Source organism: Streptomyces chartreusis, assembly GCF_008704715.1.
GTDB classification, from domain to species: domain Bacteria; phylum Actinomycetota; class Actinomycetes; order Streptomycetales; family Streptomycetaceae; genus Streptomyces; species Streptomyces chartreusis.
Genome location: NZ_CP023689.1, coordinates 2443069 through 2463512, shown reverse-complemented (window position 1 = coordinate 2463512; position 20444 = coordinate 2443069). Strand labels below are relative to the sequence as shown.

The 20444-nt window shown below is 72.8% G+C and carries 19 protein-coding genes; 5 read left to right on the top strand and 14 right to left on the bottom strand.

What is annotated here, in order from left to right:
- Positions 1-116: 116 nt before the first annotated feature.
- The gene (locus CP983_RS10340) at positions 117-461 is read left to right on the top strand and encodes a hypothetical protein (protein ID WP_125528836.1); all 345 of its coding nucleotides are present in this window, start codon (positions 117-119) and stop codon (positions 459-461) included.
- A 93-nt stretch (positions 462-554) separates the two neighbouring features.
- Here CP983_RS10340 and CP983_RS10335 read toward each other — a convergent pair whose 3' ends face one another.
- Both CP983_RS10335 and CP983_RS10330 read right to left on the bottom strand, forming a co-directional pair.
- Positions 555-1964, bottom strand: a complete 1410-nt coding sequence (locus CP983_RS10335; RefSeq protein WP_125528837.1) for an FAD-dependent oxidoreductase — start codon at positions 1962-1964, stop codon at positions 555-557.
- A gap of 27 nt (positions 1965-1991) precedes the next feature.
- On the bottom strand, positions 1992-2999 hold the full coding sequence (locus tag CP983_RS10330) for a DUF4349 domain-containing protein (protein WP_150499394.1): 1008 nt from the start codon (positions 2997-2999) through the stop codon (positions 1992-1994).
- Positions 3000-3206: 207 nt separating this feature from the next.
- Here CP983_RS10330 and hemG point away from each other — a divergent pair, with 207 nt between their 5' ends.
- Both hemG and hemQ read left to right on the top strand, forming a co-directional pair.
- Positions 3207-4688 carry a protoporphyrinogen oxidase gene (gene hemG / locus CP983_RS10325; protein ID WP_150499393.1) on the top strand — a complete coding sequence of 494 codons (1482 nt, stop codon included), beginning with the start codon at positions 3207-3209 and terminating at the stop codon, positions 4686-4688.
- Between the two features lie 4 nt (positions 4689-4692).
- Positions 4693-5424, top strand: coding sequence for a hydrogen peroxide-dependent heme synthase (hemQ, locus tag CP983_RS10320; RefSeq protein WP_150499392.1), 732 nt, complete (start codon positions 4693-4695; stop codon positions 5422-5424).
- A gap of 68 nt (positions 5425-5492) precedes the next feature.
- Here the strand turns inward: hemQ and CP983_RS10315 are convergent, their stop codons facing one another.
- The 5 genes from CP983_RS10315 to CP983_RS10295 all read right to left on the bottom strand — a co-directional run bounded on the left by CP983_RS10315 (position 5493) and on the right by CP983_RS10295 (position 11431).
- Entirely contained in the window at positions 5493-7139 is a 1647-nt protein-coding gene (locus CP983_RS10315) for an alpha/beta hydrolase (protein ID WP_150499391.1), read from the bottom strand.
- 123 nt (positions 7140-7262) lie between these two features.
- Positions 7263-8060 (bottom strand): TIGR04222 domain-containing membrane protein, encoded by a 798-nt coding sequence (locus tag CP983_RS10310; protein ID WP_150499390.1) that lies wholly within the window; start codon positions 8058-8060, stop codon positions 7263-7265.
- 101 nt (positions 8061-8161) lie between these two features.
- The gene (locus CP983_RS10305; protein ID WP_150499389.1) at positions 8162-8959 is read right to left on the bottom strand and encodes a DUF4142 domain-containing protein; all 798 of its coding nucleotides are present in this window, start codon (positions 8957-8959) and stop codon (positions 8162-8164) included.
- Between the two features lie 272 nt (positions 8960-9231).
- Positions 9232-10548, bottom strand: a complete 1317-nt coding sequence (locus CP983_RS10300; protein WP_150499388.1) for an MbnB/TglH/ChrH family RiPP precursor modification enzyme — start codon at positions 10546-10548, stop codon at positions 9232-9234.
- A 151-nt stretch (positions 10549-10699) separates the two neighbouring features.
- Entirely contained in the window at positions 10700-11431 is a 732-nt protein-coding gene (locus CP983_RS10295) for a peptidyl-tRNA hydrolase (RefSeq protein WP_150499387.1), read from the bottom strand.
- 80 nt (positions 11432-11511) lie between these two features.
- On the opposite strand from CP983_RS10295, the gene CP983_RS10290 reads away from it, so the two are divergent.
- A complete protein-coding gene (locus CP983_RS10290) occupies positions 11512-12384 on the top strand; it encodes an ABC transporter ATP-binding protein (protein ID WP_150499386.1) in 873 nt (290 codons plus the stop codon).
- On the top strand, positions 12381-13052 hold the full coding sequence (locus CP983_RS10285) for an ABC transporter (protein WP_150499385.1): 672 nt from the start codon (positions 12381-12383) through the stop codon (positions 13050-13052). Before CP983_RS10290 ends, CP983_RS10285 begins: the two co-directional genes overlap by 4 nt.
- Here CP983_RS10285 and CP983_RS10280 read toward each other — a convergent pair.
- The 7 genes from CP983_RS10280 to CP983_RS10250 form a co-directional block, all read right to left on the bottom strand.
- Entirely contained in the window at positions 13044-13223 is a 180-nt protein-coding gene (locus tag CP983_RS10280) for a hypothetical protein (protein ID WP_093747633.1), read from the bottom strand. The genes CP983_RS10285 and CP983_RS10280 overlap by 9 nt on opposite strands.
- Before the next feature lie 18 nt (positions 13224-13241).
- Positions 13242-14090, bottom strand: coding sequence for a polysaccharide deacetylase family protein (locus tag CP983_RS10275; protein WP_150499384.1), 849 nt, complete (start codon positions 14088-14090; stop codon positions 13242-13244).
- 88 nt (positions 14091-14178) lie between these two features.
- Positions 14179-15714 (bottom strand): serine/threonine-protein kinase, encoded by a 1536-nt coding sequence (locus tag CP983_RS10270; protein ID WP_150499383.1) that lies wholly within the window; start codon positions 15712-15714, stop codon positions 14179-14181.
- 63 nt (positions 15715-15777) lie between these two features.
- Complete coding sequence (locus CP983_RS10265; RefSeq protein ID WP_150499382.1) at positions 15778-17181, bottom strand: PhoX family protein; 1404 nt, start codon at positions 17179-17181, stop codon at positions 15778-15780.
- A 90-nt stretch (positions 17182-17271) separates the two neighbouring features.
- Positions 17272-18204, bottom strand: coding sequence for a slipin family protein (locus tag CP983_RS10260; protein WP_150499381.1), 933 nt, complete (start codon positions 18202-18204; stop codon positions 17272-17274).
- Positions 18205-18324: 120 nt separating this feature from the next.
- Positions 18325-19782 (bottom strand): SulP family inorganic anion transporter, encoded by a 1458-nt coding sequence (locus CP983_RS10255; protein WP_107908347.1) that lies wholly within the window; start codon positions 19780-19782, stop codon positions 18325-18327.
- A gap of 5 nt (positions 19783-19787) precedes the next feature.
- Positions 19788-20366 (bottom strand): carbonic anhydrase, encoded by a 579-nt coding sequence (locus CP983_RS10250; protein WP_107907663.1) that lies wholly within the window; start codon positions 20364-20366, stop codon positions 19788-19790.
- Between the last annotated feature and the right edge of the window lie 78 nt (positions 20367-20444).

Here is a 20444-nt window from a genome sequence, read left to right as displayed (position 1 = left end):
ATCCGTGCGGCGAATCGGTGTACGGGGTGAACGGGGGTGTGGCCGCCTGCGTATGAGTCGGCAACCGCCCGCGGCACGGGGAAGGCGGGTCGCGGGGTCTACGTGAGGAACAGGCGATGAACGACCGAGTTACTCCTCCGATTCACGCGTTGCCCGACGGGGAGGCCGAGATCGCGTTGGTGGTGCGGCTGCCGTGGGAAGACGTGGCGCGGCTGGGCCAGGAGGCCGGACGGCTCGCGTCGCAGATGCAGCGGCCGGTGACGCTGGACGAGGCCGTGAGTCATCGGCTGCGGTCGGCTCGGCCCGCGGCGGCGCATGCGAAGCCGGCGGGGGAGCAACCCGCGGCCGCCGCCGCTGCCGCGATGCCGCCGAGTGTGAGTGCGTCGGTTTCCTCGTTGCCGTCCCGGCCGCCGGCCGAGCAGGCCCGGCAGGCCATCGAGAGGATCAACGGCAGCGCGTGAGCGCCGTGGGGGTGCGGGTGCTCGGCGGCTGCGGGCCGTTCGTGGCTGATCGCGCAGTTCCCCGCGCCCCTTGGGGGTTGGTGGCGCGGTCTGTCATGAGCGGTCGGCGTTCACCGCCTTCACCGCCTTTCTGGCCGCTACCAGGACCGGGTCCCAGACCGGGGAGAACGGGGGTGCGTAGCCGAGGTCCAGGGACGTCATCTGTTCCACCGTCATGCCGGCCGTCAGGGCGACCGCCGCGATGTCGACCCTCTTGCCCGCGCCCTCACGGCCCACGATCTGTACGCCCAGCAGACGACCCGTGCGGCGTTCGGCGAGCATCTTGACCGTCATGAAGGAGGCGCCGGGGTAGTACCCGGCGCGGCTCGTGGACTCGATCGTGGCCGTCACGTACTGCAGGCCCGCCCTGCGTGCGTCCTTCTCGCGCAGGCCCGTGCGGGCGATCTCCAGGTCGCAGACCTTGCTGACGGCCGTGCCGACCACGCCGGGGAACGTGGCGTAGCCGCCCGCCGCGTTCGTGCCGATGATCTGGCCGTGCTTGTTGGCGTGGGTGCCCAGGGGGATGTGGCGTTCCCGGCCTGAGACCAGGTCGAGGACCTCGACGCAGTCGCCGCCCGCCCAGATGTTCTCGTGGCCGCGGACCCGCATGCCGAGGTCGGTGAGCAGTCCGCCGTGGTCGCCCAGGGGGAGGCCCGCGGCCCGCGCGAGGGCGGTCTCCGGGCGGACCCCGATGCCGAGGACCACCACGTCCGCCGGGTACTCGGCGTCCTCGGTGGCGACCGCGCGGACGGCGCCGTCGTCGCCGGTGAGGATCTTGGTGACCGCGGCGTCGTCGACCATGGTGATGCCGAGGCCCTCCATGGCCTCGTGCACCAGGCGGCCCATGTCCGGGTCGAGGGTGGACATGGGTTCGCTGCCGCGGTTGACGACCGTCACCTCGTAGCCGCGGTTGATGAGCGCCTCGGCCATCTCCACGCCGATGTAGCCGGCGCCGACCACCACCGCGCGACGGCCACGCGTGCGTGCCAGCCGGTCGATCAGGGCCTGGCCGTCGTCGAGGGTCTGCACGCCGTGCACACCGGGGGCGTCGGCGCCCGGCATGTCGGGGCGGATCGGACGGGCACCGGTCGCGATCACGAGCTTGTCGTACGACGTCCAGGACTCGGCGCCGGAATCGACGTCACGCGCGCGTACCCGGCCGCCGGCCACGTCGATCTCCACGACCTCCGTCCGCATGCGCAGGTCGATGTCCCGCGCCCGGTGCTCCTCGGCCGTACGGGCGATCAACCGGTCCCGCTCGGGCACCTCGCCGCCCACCCAGTACGGGATGCCGCACGCCGAGAAGGAGGTGAAGTGGCCGCGCTCGAAGGCCACGATCTCCAGCTCCTCGGCGCTCTTCAGGCGGCGAGCCTGCGACGCCGCGGACATCCCCGCGGCGTCGCCGCCGATCACCACCAGCCGCTCCCGCTCGCCCGGCACACCCCTCGTAGCGCTCATGTTCATGCGAACACGCTACGGGGGCAGGGAATTTCAGTCCTGTCCGCCGCTCTGCTCGTCGCCCGCGTGCGCGGGACGCGGAGCGGGGCGGGCCGCCGGCAGCGGGCCCGGCACGGGGCTCGCGGGCACGGTCGCCGGGCGGCGCGGCAGCCGGGGGCGCAGGACCTTCAGCCACAGCAGGAGGATCAGCACCGCCACCGCCGCGAACGGCAGCAGCGCGCCGAACGCCACCGCGATCCAGCGCAGCATCGTCACGAACGCGTTCCAGCCACCCGCGAGCGCGTCCACGAAGCCCGGGTCGTCGTCCTTCGCGGCCTTCTTCACCGGCGTCTCGGAGAGGGTCAGCGAGATCGTCGCGAGGCTCGTGCGGTCCTTCAGGGACGCCTGCTGGGCCAGCAGCGACTCCAGGTCGGCCTGCCGGCGGCTCAGCTCGCCCTCCAGCGTCACCACGTCGCTGAGCCTGGTCGCCTGGTCCATCAGCTCACGGATCCGGGCCACGCTGGCCTGCTGCGACTTGATGCGGCTCTCCACGTCCACGACCTGGTCGGTGACGTCCTGCGCCTTGGCGCTGCGCTCGATCAGCTTGCCCGCGCCCTCCAGGTCCGCGAGGACCTCGGCGTACTTGTCGACGGGCACCCGCAGCACGACCCGGGTGTGCTCGTGGCCCTCCTCGTCGCGGGTGGTGGTCTCGTTGCCGACGTAGCCGCCCGCGTTCTCGGCGGTGGCACGGGCCTCGTCGAGGGCCTTCGGCACTTCCTTGACCTGCACGGTCAGCGAGGCGGTGCGGATGATGTGGCTCGCGCTGACCTTGGCGGGCGTGGTGGCCCGGCCGGCGTCGGAGCCGGTGCCGGGCGCGCCCTCCTTCGCGCCTGCGTCGGAATTGGCGCCCCCGTCGGAGTCCGCCCGGGCGGCCTCGCCGGCGGCGGCCTTGCTGTCGCCGCCCGAGTCGTTCGCGGCGCTGCAACCGGTGAGCGCGAGGGCGGTGGCCAGCAGGAGGCCGGCCAGGGCCTGAACCGGTCGTGCGGAACGTCGTGTGCGCATGTGGGCCTACCCCCGAGGGTCGTCGTGACGACTGACGCTCCTTCGACGCGGGGACCCCGCGGAACGTTGGCCGGAAACGGTCCCGATGCGGTCACGGTCGGGACTCGGGGCGGGCACACGCGGCGGACGACCCGGGGCCGGACGGCGGCGCGACGGGGGCCGTACGGCCGTGGCAGCGGTGTCGGTGGCGTTTGAGAGAGTGGGATCATGCGCGAGCACAGCGAGGACACACGCACCGGCGACAACCCCGTACGGCCCGGTCATGTCGTGGTCGTCGGCGGCGGGATCGCCGGACTGGCGGCCGCCCACCGGCTGCTGGAGCGCGGCAGACACGTGACCGTCCTGGAGGCCTCGGACCGGGTCGGCGGCAAGCTGCTGCCCGGCGAGATCGCGGGTGTGCGCGTGGACCTCGGCGCCGAGTCGATGCTGGCCCGCCGCCCCGAGGCGATCGCCCTCGCGCGGGAGGCCGGCCTCGCCGAGCGGCTCCAGCCGCCGGCCAGTGCGAGCGCGTCGATCTGGACCCGTGGCGCCCTGCGCCCCATGCCCAAGGGGCATGTGATGGGCGTCCCCGGCACCGCCGCCGCCCTCTCCGGAGTCCTGTCCGACGAAGGGCTGGCCCGTATCGAGCGCGACGCCGACCTGCCGCGCACCGAGGTCGGCGACGACGTGGCGGTCGGCGCGTACGTGGCGGCACGCCTCGGCCGCGAGGTCGTCGACCGCCTCGTCGAACCCCTGCTGGGCGGCGTCTACGCGGGCGACGCGTACCGCATCTCGCTGCGCTCCGCCGTCCCGCAGCTGTACCAGGCCGCGCGGACCCACGACTCGCTCACCGAGGCCGTCCGGGAGATCCAGGCCAAGGCCACGGCGAACCAGCAGACCGGACCGGTGTTCATGGGCATCGAGGGCGGCGTGGGCCGACTCCCGCTCGCCGTCGCGGAGTCGGTGCGCGCGCGGGGCGGCGAGATCGTGACCGGGGCACCGGTGACCGAGCTGCGCCGCGAGGCGTCCGGCGGCTGGCGCGTGGTCGCCGGTGACCGGGTGCTGCGTCCCGACGCCGTCGTCGTCGCCGTGCCCGCCCCGGCCGCCGCCGCCCTGCTGCGCGCCGAGGTGCCCGGGGCCGCCGCCGAGCTGGAAGGCGTCGAGTACGCCTCCATGGCCCTGGTCACCCTCGCCTACCGCCGCTCCGACGCCGGGCTCCCGGCGGGCAGCGGCTTCCTCGTGCCGCCGGTCGACGGGCGCACCATCAAGGCGTCGACGTTCGCCTCCCAGAAGTGGGGCTGGATCGCCGACGAGGACCCGGACACGATCGTCCTGCGCACCTCGGTCGGGCGGTACGGCGAGACGGGGATCCTGGGCCGCGACGACGCCGGCCTCGTCGACGTCTCACGCCGGGACCTCAAGGAGGCCACCGGCCTCGACGCGACCCCGCTGGAGACCCGCGTGACCCGCTGGACCGACGGCCTGCCGCAGTACCCGGTCGGCCACCACGCGCGCGTGGCCCGCGTCCGCGAGCACGTCGCCCGGGTGCCGGGCCTGGCGGTGTGCGGCGCGCAGTACGACGGCGTGGGCATCCCGGCGTGCATCGCGAGCGCGTACGCCGCCGTCGACCAGCTCGACGGCGATCCGGGCGGTGTGCAGGAGCTCACCGCCAACCCGGTGCAGAGTCTGCACGGCGGAGCGGGAGAATAAGGGCATGAGTGACGACGCCTCCACCACCGAGTCCGGCAGGATCCCGAACAAGGGCAAGCTGGCCAAGGACCTCAACGAGGTCATCCGCTACACCCTCTGGTCCGTCTTCAAGCTGAAGGACGTGCTCCCCGAGGACCGCGCGGGCTACGCCGACGAGGTCCAGGAGCTGTTCGACCAGCTCGCCGCCAAGGACGTGACGATCCGCGGCACCTACGACGTGTCCGGCCTGCGCGCCGACGCCGACGTCATGATCTGGTGGCACGCGGAGACCAGCGACCAGCTCCAGGACGCGTACAACCTCTTCCGCCGCACGGAGCTGGGCCGCGCGCTCGAGCCGGTCTGGTCGAACATGGCGCTGCACCGCCCCGCCGAGTTCAACCGCTCGCACATCCCGGCGTTCCTCGCCGACGAGACGCCGCGGAACTACATCAGCGTCTACCCCTTCGTGCGCTCCTACGACTGGTACCTGCTGCCCGACGAGGACCGCCGCCGCATGCTCGCCGACCACGGCAAGATGGCCCGCGGCTACCCCGACGTCCGCGCCAACACGGTCGCCTCGTTCTCGCTGGGCGACTACGAGTGGATCCTCGCCTTCGAGGCCGACGAGCTGTACCGCATCGTCGACCTCATGCGTCACCTGCGCGCCTCCGAGGCCCGGATGCACGTCCGCGAGGAAGTGCCCTTCTACACCGGCCGCCGCAGGTCCGTCGCCGAACTGGTCGCCGGACTCGCCTAGCCGCTCGCACGGCGAAGCCCCGCACCCCCTCCACGGGGTGCGGGGCTTCGCCGTGCGAGCGCTGCCGGCTACGGACGGGCCGCGGTCTCGCGGTGGTCCTTGTGCCGCGTGGCGGGCTTCTTCGCCTTGTGCTCGCCCGCCCGCTGCGGCTTCGGCTCCGGGTGCCCCTCGCACGAGGCGTGCCGCGCCGGCAGACGGCCCTCCAGCAGATACGCGTCGATGTGGCCGTTGACGCAGGCGTTCGGGCCGTACGCGATGCCGTGCGTCCCGGCGTCCCGCTCGGTCACCAGGACCGAGCCCGCGAGCCGCCGGTGCATCTCCAGCGCCCCGTCGTACGGTGTCGCGGCATCCCGCTCGGCGGCCAGGATCAGCGTCGGCGGCAGCTCACCCGGACCGGTCCGCACGTCCACCGGCTGCTGCCGCGGGGCCTTCCAGAAGGCGCACGGCAGGTTCATCCACGCGTTGTCCCAGGTCTCGAACGGCGCCACGCGAGCGAGCCGGGTGTTGTCCCGGTCCCAGGTCGCCCAGTCCGTCGGCCAGGGCGCGTCGTTGCACTCCACGGCCGTGTAGACCGCGTTCGTGTTCTCCTCCTCGGCCGCCGCCTCCGTCACCGGCGAAGCGAGCTCCATCAGCGGCTTCGCGTCGCCCTTCAGATACGCCGACAGCGCCTGCGCCCGCGAGGGCCAGTAGTCGTCGTAATAACCGGCCTGGAGGAACGCCTCCTGCAACTGCCCCGGCCCGATCTTCCCGCCGGCCGGCCGCGTCGCGAGCCGGGTGCGCACCTTCTCGTAGTTGGCCAGCACCTCGTCGGCGGTGATGCCGAGCCCGTACACGTCGTCGTGCTCGGCGACCCACTCCCGGAAGTCCGTCCAGCGGCCCTCGAACGCGGCCGACTGCGCGAGGTTGTTGTGGTACCAGATCTGCTTCGGGTCCGGGTTCACCGCGGAGTCGAACACCATCCGCCGTACGTGCTGGGGGAAGAGGTGCGCGTACAGCGCGCCGAAGTAGGTGCCGTACGAGGCGCCGATGAACGTCAGCTTCTCCTCGCCCAGCGCGGCGCGCAGGACGTCCAGGTCACGGGCGTTGTTGAGGGAGTTGTAGTGCCGCAGGGCGCTGCCGGCGCGCTCGGCGCAGCCGCGCGCGTACGCCTTCGCCCGGGCGACGCGCTCCTTCTTGTACGCCTCGGAGGGGAACGTCGGGGCCTGCGAGGGCACCTTGAAGTACTGCTTGGGGTCCTGGCAGGACAGCGGCGCCGAGGGTCCCACACCGCGCGGGGCGTAGCCGACGAGGTCGTACGCGGCCGCGAGCCGCTTCCATGCCGGGACGACCCCGATCAGCGGGAACTGGATGCCGGAGGCGCCGGGTCCGCCCGGGTTGTAGACCAGGGCGCCCTTGCCCGGCACCCGGCGCTTGCTGTTGTGCGGGTCCTTGTGCGTGGCCTGCGCCCGGCTGACCAGCAGCCGGATCTGCTTGCCTTCGGGGTGCGCGTAGTCCAGCGGGACGGACACCGTGCCGCACCGCACGGTGCCGGGCAGGCCCTGCGCCTTGGGGCAGCGCCCGAAGGTGATGCCGGCGGCCTTGGCGCGCGCCGCGGCCACCGTCGTGCCGTGCCGCTCGTCCGCTCCCGGAGCCGCCCCGGCGCTTGTGGCCGGGGCCAGGGAGAGAGCGGACAGGAGCATGGCCCCCGCGGCCGAGTAGAGGGCGGCAGCTCGCATGGCATTTCCCTTCGGTGCACGGCAGCAACAAAAGGGATATTTGGTTCGTCTGTTGATGAAGGCAAGCACCGCCTCGCCGAAGTCGCCGCAATGCCCCCTATGCGTTATCGACTTGCGGCGCCGTCAGTCGCGCCGGTGCAGCGCCTCGTGGTGCTGCTCGCGGTGCGCGAAGGCCGCGCGCAGGTCCGGCTCGCCGATCGCGCGCACGCCCCGCACGGCCACGGACGTGAGGTACGTACGGTCGCCGCCGCCCCCGGAGTGCCGCACCAGGGCACCGAGCAGCCGCTGCCCGGCCGGGGAGGCCCAACGCGCGTACGGCTGGATCTCGATGCGGGCGATGGCCAGACAGCTCAGGGTCAGCACGAACGGCAGCGCGAACCACAGTGCGACCAGGTGCGCCGGCATGTCCGACTGGGCGGGCGCCAGCAGGGCGATCGCGCCGAGCGCCGCCACGACCGCGGCGGCGAGCCGCACCTGACGGATCGCGGCGCCTATGCCGTCACGCGCTCCGGCGGGCACGGCGAGGCCCGCGCTCACCAGCCGGTCGCCGAGGCTGCCCACCGCGTCGGCGGCGGCCGCGGCGTCGCGCACCGGCTCGATCAGGGACTGGCCCTCCGGCCCGATGGCCCCTATCACCGAGCGTTCCATCTCGTCCCGGCCGCGCGGATCGACGACGGTCGCCCACCCGGTGCGCGCGAGCAGCAGCCGCCGCTGGCGCGCCATGGAGACCAGCGTCAGATCGGCGACCCTGCGGGGGCCACCGGACAGGAACGCGGCCTCGTACAGCGTCAGATCGTGGTCCCGGGCCGCGGCCGCCTCTTTCGTTTCCATGGCCGCGGTGTGCACGGCGGCCAGGCACAGCCGCGTGCACGCCGTGCCGGCGACGGCCCAGGCCAGCAGCAGAAGAAGCACCCAGAACATGCCGCGTTTCTATGCCAAGGCTCTGTGCGACGCCATGCCTTGTTCACAATACGGACAGAGAGTTGCCGGGATGTGACGTTCCGGATCGGCCGGGCGGGGCGTCAGGAGTCCCCGGAACCGCCTTCCGGACGCGGGCTGCTGGCGGCCGACGGCAGGGTGTACCCCGGCGACGGGGGCGGTGTCATCGGGACGGCCGGAGCGGGATCCGAGGTCGGACCCGGCGGGGCGGGGGACGGGGTCAGCGGCGGGGTGCTGTCGGCGACCATGTCCCGTGCCAGGGCGTCGTAGTCGACGTACCCGGTGGCCTCCAGGACCGTGATGTGGTCCAGCACCGTGGTGTTGGCGTCGTCGGCGAGCTTGCGTACGAGGGAGTTGCGCGTACTGGCCCGGACCTGGGCGACGACGGAGAACACCTTGCCGTGCGCCAGCCGCAGGATGTTCGCGAACCGGCTGTCGTACTCCACGCCCTGCGCGGCGTTCAGGGTCGCCAGCCACTCCTGCTGCTGCTCGCTGGGCTCGTTGGGCAGCTGGAGGCTCAGCTTGGCCGCCACGTCGCGCACCCGCTCGTCCAGGAACGCGTGCCCCTCGACGAGATGCTCACCGGCGGTCCGTACGGCCGGGGTGCTGCCCTTCTGCCGGGCCTGCCGGCCGGCGGGCAGTTCCCACAGCCCTGCCAGCCGGACTTTCGTGATGAAGTCGCGGTCGAGGGCGGACAGCGGCCCGTAGCCGGTCGAGACGGTGTCGGCGTTCAGCACGTCGAGACCGGTCCCGGACCGGTCGGCGTACGACCAGATCGGGAAGATCATCGCCAGCAGCGTCGCCATCAGGCCCGCGACGATGATCCCGGTGCCGCTGAAGATGCCGCGGCCGTTGATCGGGGGTCGCTTGCGGGATCGCATGGTGCCTCCTGTTGCGGCACCGCACGTTAGTGCGCTTCGAGGGTGAGGTTGGCATATTACTTCGGCGCCTACGCCAACTTCCGTACAGGAGCGAATGCTTGCAAGCGGGGCGCTTACGGGCGAAAAGGGAGTAGTGGCGAGGGGCTTATGGGGCCATACACGGGCCAAGCGGGCGTGCGGAGCACGGCACGGGCCCCGGTGTTAACCCCGGCACACTCGCCGGCCGCGACCGCGTCCACCGGCGAGTGGGATTCGGCGTAGTCCGCCCCCGCTCACCGACGCAGCAGCACCCGGCGCGTGGCCCGGGCCAGCCGTACCGCCGGACGACGGGAGCGCGGCGCGGGCCCCGACCGCTCCAGCCACCACTCCCGCAACTTGGCCCGCACCCCCGCGTCCTCGCAGCGGTCGCCGGTCAGCAGATACCCGGCGAAGTCCAGTGCGTCGCGCCGGTAGCCGCCGGTCATCGGGTGCCCGTGCGCGTATCCGAGGAAGGCCGGCCGGTACCCGTCGCCGAGGATCACCGGCAGCTCGGGCGCGACCTTCGCCACGACGTCCGCACGCTTCCCGGCGAGCGCCCGCGCCTGCACACCGAGCCGCACCCGGTCGAACCCCTCCGGCACGGGCGTCCCGGCGACCAGCGCGGAGAGCAGCGCGGCCTGCGCGAGAGCGAGCCGCTGCCGGACGGGCTCAGGAGCCTCCTGGACCGGCGCCGCCTCCCGTGAGCTCCCGGTCGCCGGCGTCCCGCTCTGCGCGGTCCGCTCGGCGGCGCCCTTCTCCAGCGCCCCCCGGATCGCCCCCAACTCCCGCTCCAGCTCGGCCGGTTCGGGGAAGTTCTCGTCGCGCTCCAGCAGCACCCCCGGCGGGGACACCCGGGAGGCGAGGTCGGTGAGGACGTCGAGGACCGGCTGGGGGACGGGGTGCGCGTGGCTGTCGTGCCAGACACCGTCGCGTTCGAAGCCGCCCGCGACATGGACGTACGCGATGGCCTCCAGCGGCAGCTCGGCGAGCGCCTTGGCCGGGTCCTCGCCCCGGTTGACGTGGTTGGTGTGCAGGTTGGCCACATCGATGAGCAGCCGTACGCCGGTGCGGTCGGCGAGCTCGTACAGGAACTGCCCCTCGGTCATCTCCTCGCCCGGCCAGGAGATCAGCGCGGCGATGTTCTCCACGGCGAGCGGCACCGGCAGCGCGTCCTGCGCGATCCGGACGTTCTCGCACAGCACGTCGAGGGCGTCCCGGGTCCGCGGCACCGGCAGCAGGTGCCCGGCCTCCAGCAGCGGGGAGGCGGTCAGCGCACCGCCCGCCCGTACGAACGCGATGTGCTCGGTGACCAGCGGCGACCCCAGCGCCTCCACCCGCTCGGCGAGCGCGGCCAGCCGCCCCGCGTCGGGCCGCTCGGCGCCGCCGAGGCCCAGCGAGACACCGTGCGGGATCACGGTGACACCGCGCTCCCGCAGCCGTACCAGGGACTCCGGCAGATGGCCGGGGCAGACGTTCTCGGCGACGGCCTCGACCCAGTCGATGCCCGGCATGCGCTCAACGGCGTCCGCGATCTCCGGACGCCATCCGATTCCCGTACCCAGTCGCTCCATCGTCCCCTCCTCGGCCTGCTCCGTGTCGGATGTGACGGGGGTATGGCCCCTGAGCAGGGGGCCGAACCCCTCGGGGGCCACCTTCAGAGCAACATTTGAGGTTGGGACCGCGCCCCGCCACAGGCTCGTACGGGCGGGACGGCCGGGATGTTCAACCGCGGGGCGTCCGCCGCAGCGCCGGGTGGTCGGCGACGACCGTGCACGAGCCGGGCGCGATCTCCGTGAACCCCGCGTCCCGCACCAACGGCAGCGCACCGCTCGTCAGCGCGCCCCAGCGCGCCGGGTCCGCGGCCCGTACGGCCAGTGGGAACCCCGCGTCACGCCAGCCGGCCCGCTCCTCGTCCGACAGCTCCCACCAGGCGAGCTGCGCCGCGTGCCCCGTCTGCGCCATCGCCTTGCCGGCCGACATGTCGAGCTCGGGGTTCAGCCAGAGCACCGGCGCCGAGGGGTCGGCGTCGACGGGCGGCTCCGGATCGTCGAGGTCGGTTCCGGAGACCTGGAGCTTCGCCAGCTCCTTGGGCCAGCCGTCCAGCGGCACCGGCGGGAAGACCCGCACCTCGGCCGACTTCCCGGTGACGGTGATCCCCGGCAGCCCTTCCGCCCGCCTCCACTCGGCCCCACGGGCCCGCCGCACGACCTTGCGGATGCGTGCGTCCTGCCAGTCATGGATCGCCTGCGCCCACTCGCCCTCACCGAGCGACCGCTCGTCACTGAGGATCGTCAGGACGGCACGCGCGGAGGTCTCGAGGGCGTCGGTGCGGGCGGGGGGAGCGTTCCGCTCGATGCGGACGACCAGGGGCAGCACGAACTGCGGCGCCTCGTCGCGTACGTCGGGACCGGGCCGGAAAGGACTGTCGCCGCCGGACGACGAATCATGGCTCACAGCAACACCCTAAGGGGCGCGGGGAACTGCGCGACAAACCCCCACTCGGCGGCTGTCGCGCATACGAGAAGATGCCCCTCATGCGACGCGATCTTCGTCTGGACAACGTGGGCCGCCGCTACGGCCTGCGCGGTCCATGGGTCTTACGCGGCATCCACCTCACCGTGCTGCCCGGCACCCTCATCCGAATAGAAGGCCCCAACGGCACCGGCAAGTCCACCCTCCTGCGGCTCCTGGCGGGCATGGACGCCCCGACCGAGGGCCGTATCACCGGCCGTCCCCGGACCGCGTACGTCCCCGAGCGCTTCCCCACGGCGCTCCCCTTCACCGCCCTCGGCTACCTCACCCACCTCGGCAAGGTCCACGGCCTGTCCCACCTCGCTGCCAAGCGCGCCGCGGGCGACTGGCTCGACCGCTTCGGCGCCGCCCCCTACGCCCGTACCCCCATGGCCCAGTTGTCGAAAGGCAGCAGCCAGAAGGTCGCCGTCGCGCAGGCCCTGCTCGCCGAACCGGGGCTGCTCGTGCTGGACGAGGCATGGACCGGCCTGGACACCGACGCCCGCGCGGAGCTGGAGCGGGCCGTCGCCGAACGGACCGCGGGCGGCACCGCCGTGGTCTTCGTGGACCACGACCCGCGCCGCCTGGCGGGGGCGCCCGACGCGACGTACACCGTGCGCGACGCGGGACTTCGGCTCCGCGGCGAACCGGCGTCCGCCGAGCCCGAGGGCCCGCGCGTGGCCGTCGTCGTCCAGGGACCGAAGGGCGGGCGACTCCCCGCCGACGCGATCCGCACGGCCGCCTCTGCCGAGGAACTCACCCCCGGCACCCACCGTCTCACCGTGCCCGCGTCGCACTCCGACATCCTTCTGCGGGCACTGCTCACCGCCCGGCCGCCCTGGCACGTGGTGAGCGTGGGCCCGCAGCCGACCCCCGACCACGAGAGCCGCAGATGACCGCCCTGCTCGGATATCAGGCCGCCCTGCTCGCCCGCTCGCAGCGCTGGCTGCCGCCGCTCATCCTGTACGTCGCGTTCCTCGGCATCGGCGTGCAGGGCGGCCAGCCGATCCTCGACTCGCTCGGCTACACGGCCGCGGCCCTGCTGCCCGTCGCCGCCTGGCTGGTACGGATCTGCGTCACCAACGAACCGCCCGCCGCCCGCAGTTGCGTCTCCGCGGCGGTGGGCCCCGGGCGGGCGCACCTCGCCGCGCTGCTGGTGGCACTGGCCACCGCCGTGGCCCTGGGGTTGGTCGCGACCGTCGCCGTGACCCTGATCAGCCACTCGGCGAGCGCGGACAACGAGACGCACCTGTCACGCCTCGCGGCGGGCGCGGCCGGACTGCTCGCCACGCTGGCCTGCGCCCTGCTGGGTACGGCCGTCGGCGCCCTCACCACCTGGCCGGTGCTGCGCTCGACCGGCCGCGCGGTGCCGACGATGCTGCTCGCGGCCCTGCTGTCCGTGGTGGTGACGGGCTCCCCGGCACAGGCGGCGGTCAGCGGCCTGGTCACGGGCTCCCGCTCGGGCACGGTCCCGATGCCGGTACTGCCCCTGGCGGCCGCGGCCCTGCTCACGGCAGCGGCGATCGCGGCGGCCTGCGCGCTCACGTCCCGCAGATCACCCTGAGCACGCCGTGCGCTGCGCCTCCTGCCACTCACACACCGGGCACAGGGTGATCCCCTTGTACGACTCCGGGTATTCCGTCGGCTCCCGGCAAAGCACGCACTCGGCGTACGGCGGTCCCTCCGCCTTCGGCGGCTTCGGCACGTCGACGATCGTGCAGTAGTCCTCGCTCATGACTCCAGCGTAGGACGCTCAGCGCCGCCCGTTCGAGGCCCCGATCAGCTCGGACACCTTCACCAGCCGGAAGCCCTTCGCGCGCAGCTCCGGCACGATGCTGCGCACCACCCGCTCGGTCGTCGGGGCGGCACTGCGCGTGCAGTGCAGGACGACCACGGACCCGGGCCGCACCCCGTTCAGCACCTCCCGGGCGACCGCGCCGGCGTCCGTCGCGAAGGCGTCCCCGCTCACCACGTCCCACTGCACGGCCGTGACACCGACCGGGGTCAGCGCTTCGAGGGCCCGCCGGTCGTGGCACCCGCCCGGAAACCGGAAGTAGGGCACCGCGTCTCGGATCCCCACCTTCCGGAACACCGCGTACGCCCGCTCCACGTCCGCCCGCATCCCTTCCTCGCCGATCGTCGGCAGCCCGTAGCAGTGGTCGGTGAAGGCGTAGTGGCTGTAGGAGTGGCTGGCGACCTCGAAGAGGGGGTCCCGGCCGATGGACCGGGCCTGCCGCGGGTACTCCTCGGCCCATCGCCCCGTCATGAACACGGTCGCCGGCACCTTCAGCTCCCGCAGCGCCGCGATCAGCCCCGGATTGTCGAACCGCTCGCCCTGTGCCGCCCGCGGCCCCTGGTCGGCGGTCATGTCGGCGTCGAAGGTGAGCGCGACGGTCCGCCCCGCGTCGCGCGGGCCGTGCTCGAAGACGGCCGTCATGCCCGCGGGCCCGGGTGCGAGGGTCGGCGGCTCGGCCACCGGAGAGGTGGCGCTGGGCGCCGGGAGGGGGGCCCGGGTCGTCTCGCGCGCCCCGCACGCGGCGAGCACGACGAGGGCCGCACCCAGGACGCAGGCGGCGGTGACGCTTCGTACAGGAGTGATCACCAAATGAAGATATGATAATCAAACGGTCGTTTCGGCACGCCGAAGGGTGCGCCGGGCCCGCGTCACCCGCCCGGCGGGCCCGGGTCCGTCAGCCGTTGCCGTTCTTGCGGGTGCAGGTGCCCGTCGGCGCGGAGGCCGGAGGGCGGCACTGGAGGTCGAAGTCCTTCGGGTTCTTGCTCAGGTAGCGGCCGATGCAGCTGTTCACCGTGGTGCGGTCGTGCTCGGCGCAGAAGGTCAGCGCCGCACGGCCGTTGGGGAAGGGGCCGGGGGCGTAGAACACCCAGTAGCCGCCGCGCAGGGACGCGAAGTCGTCGCTGCGGAGCACCTTGGCCTGCGGAACCGACCGGCGGATCGTGGTGAGCCTGCGGTCCCGGTTGGCGAGGCCCGCGGAGACGGGTTCGGAGTGGAGCTGCGCGATCCAGCGGCCGGCCAGGTTGCCGGGCTTGGGTGTGGGCGTGCGAGTGGGGGTCTTCTGGCTGGGTGACGGCGCGGGGGGCGTCTGCCGGTCCGACGGGGTGGGCGTGGACGCCTTGGCCGACGGATCCGTCGTGGCGCCGGCCTTGTTGCCGCCCGTGCCACCGGTACCGCCCGTGTCACCCGTACCGCCCGTGCCACCGGTGCGCAGGGTGAGGATCAGCGTCGTGGCCGTGGCGATCGCCAGCACCGCGGTCGCGGCGACCACGAGGGGTGTGCGCCGCCGGGTGCCGCTCGCGCGCTGAGGGACCGTGGGGCGCGGGGTGTCCAGCTGGGTGGGGGTGGGTGCCGGCATCGGGTGCGGCGCGGTGGCGGTCATCGTCGGCTGGGCGGCCCAGTACGGCGTCGCCCCCGACTCCACCTGCGTCAGCATCGCGTCCAGCCGGGCGGCGTCCGGCCGGGCCGCCGGGTCCCGGACCAGCAGCGCTTCGAGCACCGGCGTCAGCGGGCCCGAGCGGGACGACGGAGGCAGCGGGTCGTCGAGTACGGCGGCCAGGGTGGCGAGGGTGGTCGGGCGGCGCAGCGGGCTGATGCCCTCGGCGCAGACGTACAGGACCACCCCCAGCGACCAGAGGTCGGCGGATGGGTCGTCGCCGTGGCCCCGGATCCGCTCCGGAGCCATGTACTCGGGCGAGCCGACCAGTTCACCGGTCGCCGTGAGCCCCGACGTGCCCTGGAGGGCGGCGATGCCGAAGTCGGTGAGGACCGCGCTGCCGTCGGGCCGCAGCAGGATGTTGGCCGGCTTGACGTCCCGGTGCTGGATGCCCGCCGCGTGCGCGGCCCGCAGCGCGGCGAGCACCTGGCGGCCGAGCCGGGCCGTCCCTGCGGGCGTCAACGGGCCCTCGTCCAGCCGCTGTTGCAGCGAGAGGCCCGGCACCAGCTCCATCACGATCCACGGATGCGGTTCGGCATCCACTATCTGGTGGACCGTCACCACGTTCGGGTGGCTGAGCCGGGCCAGCGCCCGCGCCTCCCGCATCACACGCTCGCGCACCACGCCGACCGTGTCCGCGTCGGACCGCACCGCCTTGAGCGCGACCTCGCGGTCGAGCACCGTGTCGCGAGCCCGCCACACGGTGCCCATACCTCCACTGCCGAGCCGTTCCACCAGCTCGAAACGGCCGTCGACGAGATCCCCCGGTGCGTTCATGCCGCACAGGTTAGAGGACGTCCCGGAGGGTCTGCTTCCACAGGGAGTCCCGTGACCGGGCCGTCACTTGCGCCAGGGTCCGGTCACCGCGAACGTCGTGCCCGGTGTGTAGCAGTTGACGTACATCGTGCGGCCGTCCGGCGAGAACGTGACCCCGGCGAACTCGCCCCACTCCGGCTCCTCGGGCGTGCCCAGGTTCTGCGCGTTGCGCGCCATCGCGTACACCTCGCCGCGCCGCGTCACCCCGAAGACGTGCTGGGCGCCGTTGCCGTCCTCGCAGACCATCAGGCCGCCGCTGGGCGCGAGGCAGATGTTGTCCGGGGACTCGCCCGGCAGCTGCACATCCGTGTCAGGCCCGAAGACGATCACCAGGGTGAGACGGCGCTCGGTGGGGTCGTAGCGCCAGATCTGGCCGTAGTGGTCCGCCGCCGAACCCTCCGCGCTGTGGGCGAAGGAGGAGACGAAGTACACGCTGCGACCGCCCCAGTAGCAGCCCTCCAGCTTCTGCGCGTGCGTGATGCCCTTAGGGCCGAAGTCCTGGAGCCGGATGGGGGTCTGCCTGGCCAGCGGGTCCGGTACGTCGACCCACTCGACGTTCCCGAAGCTCGCTCCCGGCTCCTGGATCGACGACAGGTCGGGCACGCCCGGCACCCGCATCGCCTGGAGCCGGCCACCCGCACGCAGGGTGCCCAGGCCGCCGCGCGGCTGGTTCGGCAGGAAGCGGTAGAACAGACCGAAGGGCTTGAGGAAGGCGTCCTCGGTCTCGTAGACGACGCCGCGCTTCGGGTCCACCGCGATCGCCTCGTGCTGGAAGCGGCCCATCGCGGTGAGCGGGACCGCGCCGGAGGCGTACGGGTTCGACGGATCGACCTCGAAGATGAAGCCGTGGTCCTTGGTGTAGCCGTTGGTGCCGGCCCGGTCCTCGGTCTCCTCGCAGGTCAGCCAGGTACCCCAAGGGGTGGGCCCGCCCGCGCAGTTGACGGCGGTGCCGGCGATGGCGACACGCTCCGACAGGACATGGCCGTGCCGGTCGAGCGTCAGGGCCGTACAGCCGCCCTTGCCGGCCGGGTCGTAGGTGAGGCCCGTGACCGTGGGCACCGGGACCCTGCCGTCGGCGCGGTTCTCGTGGTTGCGGACCAGGTGGACGCGGCCGCCTCTGCCGGGCAGGGCCGTCATGCCGTCGTGGTTGGAGGGCACCGGGCCCTCGCCCGAGCGGAGCCGGTCGCCCTCACGGGAGAGGACCCGGTAGCTGAAACCTTCCGGCAGATCGAGCAGACCGTCGGGGTCGGGGACCAGCGGGCCGTATCCCGTGTGGCCCAGGGTCTGTGCGGCGGCGGTGCCCGCGAAGAGTTCGGTGAGATTTCCGGCGAAGGCGATCGAGACGCTCAACGCCCCGGTGCGGGCGAGCAGCTGACGGCGGGTCGTGGAGCCGGACTCGGACGCCGTGACAGGCGCGTTTTCGGACATGGGGCAGCCTTCCTGTTGGCGGACAGGGACTGTGACCCCGCTGTGTCTATCACCTGGCGCGGGCCTCTGGAACCACGCGCGTAGCACGTGTCACTTCCCGTGGGCGTCCTCGATGATGTCCTCGATGGTCCGCTCGACCTCCCGCTCGGGCGGGGGCTCGATCTCCCGCTCGGCCGGGGGCTCGACGGCCTGCCGGTCGTCCTTGTCGGCGGGACTCTCCACGGGAGGAGCGGCGTAGCGCCGTGTGGGCTGGTCCTCGTGCTCCTCGCCGCCCCGCTCCAGGAAGCGCAGCAGCTCCACCGGGATCGGCAGGACCAGCGTGGAGTTCTTCTCCGCGGCCACCGCCATCACCGTCTGCAGGAGGCGCAGCTGGAGCGCGGAGGGGGTGTCCTCCATCTGATGGGCGGCCTCGGCCAGCTTCCGGGAGGCCTGCAGCTCGGCGTCGGCGTTGATGATGCGGGCCCGCCGCTCGCGGTCCGCCTCGGCCTGCCGGGCCATGGAGCGCTTCATCGACTCCGGCAGCGACACGTCCTTGATCTCGACGCGGTCCACCTGCACGCCCCAGCCGATGGCCGGGCTGTCGATCATCAGCTCAAGGCCCTGGTTGAGCTTCTCGCGGTTGGAGAGCAGGTCGTCCAGGTCGCTCTTGCCGATGATCGAGCGCAGGGACGTCTGCGCCATCTGCGAGACCGCGTACTTGTAGTCCTCGACCTTGATGAGGGCGCTCGAGGGCTCGATCACCTTGAAGTACACGACGGCGTCCACCCGCACGGTCACGTTGTCGCGGGTGATGCCCTCCTGGGCCGGCACCGGCATCGTGACGATCTGCATGTTGACCTTGTGCAGCCGGTCCACGATCGGAACGATCATCGTGAACCCGGGAGCCCGCACGTCTCCGGCCAGCCGTCCGAGCCGCAGGACGACCCCGCGTTCGTACTGCTTGACGACGCGCGCCGCGGCGGCGACGTACACCAGGCCCGCGGCACCCACACCCGCGACGATGCCCAGTACTTCCTCGACCATGACGACCTCCTCGCCGAGAGGTCAGTTCCGTATGCTCTTGCAACGATATGCCCGGAGTCTGGTCCGGGGCCATAAACGGCCCCGGACCAGCGGTCATGCCTTACGGGGGGCTTACGCCGGTCAGGGCGCCGTGACCCGCACCGGTTCCGTGCCGGCCGCGCTGTGGCGTTCGGCCCAGTTCTCCAGGGCCGTACGGCAGGCGTGGTCGAGGTGGTGCAGCCCGGACAGGTCCAGCTCCACCGGACGGTCCTGCGGCAGGGCCTCCAGGCTGTCGAGGATCTTCGGCAGCCTGAGGAAGGTCGCGTTGCCCGACAGGTACGCCTGGATGGGTCCCGCGCCCTTGTCGATGACCTCCAGCTTCACGTGCGAGGCCTCCCAGGCGGTCTTGGCGACCGACAGGGCCAGACCGATCAGCACGCCCTCGAACATGTTCACCGCGACGATCGACAGGGCGGTGACGACGAGGATCAGCGCCTCGCCGCGGTGCCCCCGCCACAGCGAGACGATCCCGCGGAAGGGGATCAGCTTCCAGCCCGCGTGGACCAGGATGCCGGCCAGCGCGGGGATCGGGATCAGCGCCAGCGTGGCGGGCAGCAGCGCCGCGAACAGCAGCAGCCACACGCCGTGCATGACCCGGGACGCCTTGGTCCTCGCGCCCGCCTGGACGTTGGCGGAGCTGCGCACGATGACCGCGGTCATCGGCAGCGCCCCGAGCGCACCGCAGACGGTGTTGCCGGCGCCCTGCGCCATCAGCTCCTTGTCGTACTGGGTGCGCGGCCCGTCGTGCAGCCGGTCCACGGCCGCCGCGCTGAACAGCGACTCGGCGGACGCGATGAGGGTGAAGGCGACGATCGTGGCGAGCACGCCCACGTCGGCGAGCTCACCGAAGGCGGTCAGGGAGGGCGGCTGGACGGAGCCCAGCAGTCCCTTGACCTCGACGGTGGCGACCGGCAGCGCGAACACCGCGGCGGCCAGCGTGGCGAGCCCCACGGCCGCCAGCGGGCCGGGAACGGTACGCACGAGGCGCGGCAGCCGCCGCCACAGCACCAGTACGGCGACGGTGCCGGCGCCCAGTCCGATCGAGGCCAGCGCCTCGGTGCTCCCGGCGGCCCCGGCGAGGGCGCCGGGCAGCCCGGCTATCTTCTCCAGGCCCGAGGCGGGCGCCTCGGCGTCCGCGACCGCGTAGAGCTGGCCGGCGATGAGCACCAGGCCGATGCCGGCCAGCATGCCCTCGACGACGGAGACCGAGATGGCCCGGAACCAGCGCCCCAGCCTCAGGGCGCCCATGAGGAGCTGGAGCAGGCCCGTGGCGAGCACCAGCACACCGAGGACCGGCAGCCCGAACTCCTGGACGGCCTCGTAGACCAGCACCGTCAGACCGGCGGCGGGCCCGGAGACCTGGAGGCTGCTGCCGCGCATCAGCCCGGTGACGATGCCGCCGACTATGCCGGTGACGAGCCCGAGCTCGGCCGGCACTCCGGAGGCGACGGCCACGCCGACGCACAGCGGCAGCGCGACCAGGAAGACGACCAGCGAGGCAGCGAAGTCCTGCCGTATGTGGGGGAATTTGGTCATCATGGCGATCACAGCGCCTCGAACGCGTCGGTCTCGGTGCTGTGGGCGCGCACGGCGCCCTTGTGCACCTCGTAGTACCAGGCGTGCAGGGCCAGTTGACGCTCCTTCAGCTTCTTCTCGATGAACGGGTACGAACGCAGCCGCAGCAGCTGCGTCAGCACATGGGCCTGGACGCCCTCGGCGACCTCCGGGTCCTCGGCGGCACCGGTGGGGCGCGGGGTGGCGTTCGCGAGCCAGTCGCGCACGGCCGGCACGGCGTCCAGGTCGTCGCCGCGCACCAGCGCGCCGACGGCCCCGCAGTGGGAGTGGCCGCAGACCACGATGTCGCGGACGCCGAGGACCTCCACGGCGTACTCGATGGTGGCCGCCTCGCTCGTGGGGTGCTCGGAGGTGTACGGCGGGACGATGTTGCCCGCGGTGCGCAGCTCGAAGAGCTCGCCGGGACGGGCGCCCGTGATCAGGGCCGGAACGACCCGGGAATCGGAGCAGGTGATGAACAGGACCTGCGGAGACTGCCCTTCGGCGAGCCTGGCGAACTCCTCAGGGCGCTGTCCGAACATACGGGCGTTGTCGATGAGGGGCTGCATGTGTGGTGACTCCTCCTGGCGCGCCGCCGTCGGCGCGTCGGGGTTTGCATGACAGAGGTGGGGGGGGGCTGCTCTGCT

What these genes read in the sequence shown, in the direction of transcription:
- CP983_RS10265 (WP_150499382.1), bottom strand. Translation starts at nt 17,181, where the DNA reads ATGTCCGAAAACGCGCCTGTCACGGCGTCCGAGTCCGGCTCCACGACC.
- CP983_RS10255 (WP_107908347.1), bottom strand. Translation starts at nt 19,782, where the DNA reads ATGATGACCAAATTCCCCCACATACGGCAGGACTTCGCTGCCTCGCTG.
- CP983_RS10340 (WP_125528836.1), top strand. Translation starts at nt 117, where the DNA reads ATGAACGACCGAGTTACTCCTCCGATTCACGCGTTGCCCGACGGGGAG.
- CP983_RS10285 (WP_150499385.1), top strand. Translation starts at nt 12,381, where the DNA reads ATGACCGCCCTGCTCGGATATCAGGCCGCCCTGCTCGCCCGCTCGCAG.
- CP983_RS10290 (WP_150499386.1), top strand. Translation starts at nt 11,512, where the DNA reads ATGCGACGCGATCTTCGTCTGGACAACGTGGGCCGCCGCTACGGCCTG.
- CP983_RS10310 (WP_150499390.1), bottom strand. Translation starts at nt 8,060, where the DNA reads ATGTTCTGGGTGCTTCTTCTGCTGCTGGCCTGGGCCGTCGCCGGCACG.
- CP983_RS10280 (WP_093747633.1), bottom strand. Translation starts at nt 13,223, where the DNA reads ATGAGCGAGGACTACTGCACGATCGTCGACGTGCCGAAGCCGCCGAAG.
- hemG (WP_150499393.1), top strand. Translation starts at nt 3,207, where the DNA reads ATGCGCGAGCACAGCGAGGACACACGCACCGGCGACAACCCCGTACGG.
- hemQ (WP_150499392.1), top strand. Translation starts at nt 4,693, where the DNA reads ATGAGTGACGACGCCTCCACCACCGAGTCCGGCAGGATCCCGAACAAG.
- CP983_RS10250 (WP_107907663.1), bottom strand. Translation starts at nt 20,366, where the DNA reads ATGCAGCCCCTCATCGACAACGCCCGTATGTTCGGACAGCGCCCTGAG.
- CP983_RS10330 (WP_150499394.1), bottom strand. Translation starts at nt 2,999, where the DNA reads ATGCGCACACGACGTTCCGCACGACCGGTTCAGGCCCTGGCCGGCCTC.
- CP983_RS10315 (WP_150499391.1), bottom strand. Translation starts at nt 7,139, where the DNA reads ATGCGAGCTGCCGCCCTCTACTCGGCCGCGGGGGCCATGCTCCTGTCC.
- CP983_RS10335 (WP_125528837.1), bottom strand. Translation starts at nt 1,964, where the DNA reads ATGAACATGAGCGCTACGAGGGGTGTGCCGGGCGAGCGGGAGCGGCTG.
- CP983_RS10270 (WP_150499383.1), bottom strand. Translation starts at nt 15,714, where the DNA reads ATGAACGCACCGGGGGATCTCGTCGACGGCCGTTTCGAGCTGGTGGAA.
- CP983_RS10305 (WP_150499389.1), bottom strand. Translation starts at nt 8,959, where the DNA reads ATGCGATCCCGCAAGCGACCCCCGATCAACGGCCGCGGCATCTTCAGC.
- CP983_RS10260 (WP_150499381.1), bottom strand. Translation starts at nt 18,204, where the DNA reads ATGGTCGAGGAAGTACTGGGCATCGTCGCGGGTGTGGGTGCCGCGGGC.
- CP983_RS10300 (WP_150499388.1), bottom strand. Translation starts at nt 10,548, where the DNA reads ATGGAGCGACTGGGTACGGGAATCGGATGGCGTCCGGAGATCGCGGAC.